Genomic DNA, 3,937 nt, shown 5'->3' on the forward strand with positions numbered 1-3,937 from the left:
TTCTAATATTCCAACTCCGAAGTTTAATTTTTTATAACCAGGCAAAAAGCCCGAGATAAGATCTCCGGCTTTTTGCTTAATATCCTCATCGTTCATTTACCAAGTGCCGATAAAATACCTTCTAATTCCGCCGTGTCACTATCGCTCAGTGATTGCAGCGGACTTCTCAATTCTCCGCCATCTTCGCCCAGCAACTCTAACCCCTTTTTAATAGCTCGTGGTAATCCCCTGGCGACAATGAATTTGAGTAAATCGAGCTGTTGGTAAAATACCTCTCTTGCTTTATTTAAATCGTTCCGCTGAATCGCCTCATATAGTGCCAGTGTCAATGCTGGTATCAGATTAGGAGCTGCCGTACACCAGCCGGCAGCACCGGCGGCAAAGGCGGCCAACGCCAATGGATTGGATCCATTATAAAAAGCCACGTCATTTCCCAATTCCTTTCTAAGATAATGCATGCGTTGCACGTCTCCCGTACTTTCTTTTATCATGGTAACATTGGGAATTTGCAACAGGCGTTTTAGTAGCACGGGTGACATATCCACACCGCCCGTAGCCGGATTATTATATGCCATAATGGGAATAGAAATCCTGGAGGCAACGGCATCATAATGTTTTACAATCTCATCATCTGTCAGTTTCCAATAGCTCATTGGGATAATCATTACAGCCGTCGCACCGGCCTTTTCCGCAAATTCAGCATGATAAATAGTCCGCTCCGTTGTCAGATTGGATACGCCTACCAGTGTAAGAACACGTTTGCCTACCTGTTGAATGGCGGCCTCAGTTACCGCTTCTTTTTCTTCATCGCTCATGTAGGGCATCACACCTGTACTTCCTAATGGCGCAATACCGTGCGCCCCGGATACGACCAATCTTTCTACCTGCTTCCGAAACAACGGAATATTTACTTTGTCATTATGATCAAACGGTGTGATGGGATAGGCGATAATTCCCTTAAAGAGTGGTGTAGTCATATTTTATTTTTACAAATGAAAAAAGTTTTACAGATCCCGTCCTTCTTCTTCCCGTAAGGCAACGCCGAGATGTTGTAGCTGTGGCGCATTCTCACAAGCAATGTATTTAGCGTTGTGCGTATCGCTCAGATTTTGATGCCTGTGCCATGCCCAGGAGGGAATATAAACGGCATCACCGGCTTCCCATTCTACACGCTCTTCTTCGATCTCAGTCCAACCTTTGCCTTCAATGACATACAGTACCGTTTCATAAGTATGGCGATGACGATTGGTCAACTGCCCCGGTAGTAATCCACCAATGGTCATACTTACATTTTTACTGGGTAAGTCTACAAAGAACACCGGATGCTTTCTTTCTGCTGAAAATTGATGGTGTACGCCCGCCTGCTCTACATTTTTATGAATAACGTGAGAAGGCTTTACAAATGTGGGCCTGGCAAAAGTCTGGTGGAAGTCTTTTGAACTAAATTGTTTTTTTTCTTCTGCGTTTAACATACTTGTATTTTTTATTTCCATACAAAAGTATCTTAACTTTGGACCAGCTTACTGATACAGTTTCAATAAAAACAGGTAGTCCAGATGTTAAGACCATGGGAAATAAAAATTCAATTAAATAATGATTCGGATAAGGCCATATATCTGCAGATCGCCGATGCTATAGTCAAAGACATTCATTCAGGCCGGTTAAAACCCGGCGTTGCATTGCCTGGCAGCAGGCATCTTTCTCAGTTACTCAACGTCAACCGCAATACAATTGTAGAAGCCCTGCAAGTACTTAACAATGAAGGTTGGCTAACTACTAAAGAACGACAGGGGACTTTTGTTGCGGATACTTTACCGGCCTTTAACAAAGAACAAAAAGCTACCGCAGCTATCGGGGAAAAGAAGGGGACGATTCAAAAACGGTATCATATCGAATTTGATGATGGGCATCCTGACAGTAAGATGGCCCCCATTACTGCACTCGCAAGGGCATATCGGCAAATATTCAATTTGAAGGGGAAATGGCAGATGATGGGCTATGGAAGTGAATTCGGCAACGATGAATTTCGCAAACAGGTGGCTCAACTATTGAATCATCAGCGGGGAATGCAGGTGGATACCCATCATATATGTGTTACACGCGGAAGCCAGATGGCTACCTATCTGACGGCTCAGTGCCTATTTACAAAGGGAGACCTGGTGATGGTGGAAAATCCTGGCTATAAACCCGCCTGGAAGGCGATAGAAAGCACCGGCGCTCAACTGTTACCTATCAACGTTGATCAGGACGGCTTGCTAATAGAAGAAGTAAGTGCCTGTTTGAAGCGATACAAAAACCGGGTGAAGGCAATATATGTTACGCCCCACAGACAATATCCCACTACCGTCACTCTTAGTCTGTCGCGCAGACTGGCGTTAATTAAATTGTCGAACGAACATCAGTTTACAATTATTGAAGATGATTACGACAACGAATTTCATTTTGGTTACCGGCCTATATTGCCACTATCCAGTTTCCGGGAATTGCAACATTATGTGTATATCGGTACGATGAGTAAGGTGGTTGCTCCGGCATTACGTATCGGATACCTTGCATCCAGAGATACTTCGCTGATCGAAAAAATCGGAGCACTTCGTAAAATAATCGACGTACAGGGCGATAGTATTATGGAGCAGGCAGTTCTTCAGCTCATAAAAGATGGCACCATCAAACGTCATATCAAAAAGGCGACCGCCCATTATAAAGACAAACGTGATTTTACGGCGGTATTGTTGGATAAATATTTAAAAGACAAAGCCACCTTTCATATTCCTGACGGAGGACTGGCCTACTGGATTGTACCAAAGAAACAGCCGGATTGGGCGATCATTTCCGAAAAGCTTCAACGCAAAGGCATCAAAATCACGACGCCTGATAACTATAGTTTTGGTACAAATGTAAACGGGTTACGCGTGGGTTATGGCTCACTTTCTCAGCGCGAGCTGGAAGAAGGCATCATTGCACTCTCGAAATATTTAGACTAGCACTTATAAATAAACAAAAGGTCTTACCCACCGGAATGGCCAACAAAATTTTTGACTGATAAATTTTCCTTTTTTTGATGAGAAAGAGAATACACCGACACTTAAGAGCTGCCCGTTACATTGTTTACAAAGAAACTTTGATTGATTTTAAAGAACACCTTTGGACCTTCTTAGGTTCTTTTTTTGGCATAGGGTTAATAGGACTTCTTAGCAGCCAATATTTCACCGCTTCCGATAATTTATTTTTAATAGGTTCTTTCGGCGCCTCTTCTGTCCTGATCTACGGGATTATTAACAGTCCGTTGGCGCAGCCCCGGAATCTGATAGGCGGACATGTTGTCTGTGCTATAGTTGGTGTAAGCATTTATAAATTGCTGCCCGGACAAGTTTGGCTGTCATCTGCTTTATCGGTGTCCATCTCTATTGTTTTGATGCAGATCACCAAAACGCTCCACCCTCCCGGAGGAGCCACGGCTTTGATTGCCAATATAGGTTCTCCCAAGATTCATGCTTTGGGATACCTGTATGTTTTGAGTCCTGTACTTTCCGGAGCAGTTATCTTATTGGCTGTTGCTATATTTTTCAATAACAGAACAAGCCATCGCCAATATCCGAATAATAAGAAATGGTACCTGGTTCGGCGAAGATACCGGCGTATATCTCACAGATGAGTATGACTTCTTAACACTTTTAAAACTATCATCCCTCATCCGCAATCAACTTCAACACATATTCCATTTGTGTATCGCGATTTTCCATAAAGTCATTGAAAGAAGGCCATACCGTATGATCAGGAATAATGCCCCTGCCGACCGGCTGGTCCAGCTTTACAGGCGCATCCTGGTCCACATACACGATAGAGAATTTCGTTTTTATTTTTGAATGAGGTAGCTCATAGATCACGGCCATATGACCGTTGTGACCATAGTACCCTCCCACCGTTTCTACGCCAA

At 43.4% G+C, this 3,937-nt stretch carries 5 protein-coding genes; 2 read left to right on the top strand and 3 right to left on the bottom strand.

Going from position 1 to position 3,937, the window contains the following annotated elements:
* Positions 1-92 precede the first annotated feature (92 nt).
* Entirely contained in the window at positions 93-977 is an 885-nt protein-coding gene (locus VIP81_RS21980) for a dihydrodipicolinate synthase family protein (RefSeq protein WP_331966387.1), read from the bottom strand.
* Positions 978-1,004: 27 nt separating this feature from the next.
* Positions 1,005-1,472, bottom strand: coding sequence for a cupin domain-containing protein (locus tag VIP81_RS21985; RefSeq protein WP_331966390.1), 468 nt, complete (start codon positions 1,470-1,472; stop codon positions 1,005-1,007).
* Between the two features lie 84 nt (positions 1,473-1,556).
* Here VIP81_RS21985 and VIP81_RS21990 point away from each other — a divergent pair, with 84 nt between their 5' ends.
* Together VIP81_RS21990 and VIP81_RS21995 are read left to right on the top strand one after the other, a co-directional pair.
* Positions 1,557-2,984, top strand: coding sequence for a PLP-dependent aminotransferase family protein (locus VIP81_RS21990; protein WP_331966393.1), 1,428 nt, complete (start codon positions 1,557-1,559; stop codon positions 2,982-2,984).
* A gap of 77 nt (positions 2,985-3,061) precedes the next feature.
* Positions 3,062-3,655, top strand: coding sequence for an HPP family protein (locus VIP81_RS21995; RefSeq protein ID WP_331966396.1), 594 nt, complete (start codon positions 3,062-3,064; stop codon positions 3,653-3,655).
* Between the two features lie 28 nt (positions 3,656-3,683).
* Here VIP81_RS21995 and VIP81_RS22000 read toward each other — a convergent pair.
* The coding region (locus tag VIP81_RS22000) for a hypothetical protein (protein ID WP_331966399.1) at positions 3,684-3,937 on the bottom strand (254 nt) is incomplete at its 5' end.

The sequence above is a fragment of the Chitinophaga sp. genome (assembly GCF_036566945.1).
Lineage (GTDB): Bacteria > Bacteroidota > Bacteroidia > Chitinophagales > Chitinophagaceae > Chitinophaga.

Coding starts and splice junctions, on each gene's coding strand:
- VIP81_RS21980 (WP_331966387.1), bottom strand. CDS start 977: ATGACTACACCACTCTTTAAGGGAATTATCGCCTATCCCATCACACCG.
- VIP81_RS21985 (WP_331966390.1), bottom strand. CDS start 1,472: ATGTTAAACGCAGAAGAAAAAAAACAATTTAGTTCAAAAGACTTCCAC.
- VIP81_RS21990 (WP_331966393.1), top strand. CDS start 1,557: ATGTTAAGACCATGGGAAATAAAAATTCAATTAAATAATGATTCGGAT.
- VIP81_RS21995 (WP_331966396.1), top strand. CDS start 3,062: ATGAGAAAGAGAATACACCGACACTTAAGAGCTGCCCGTTACATTGTT.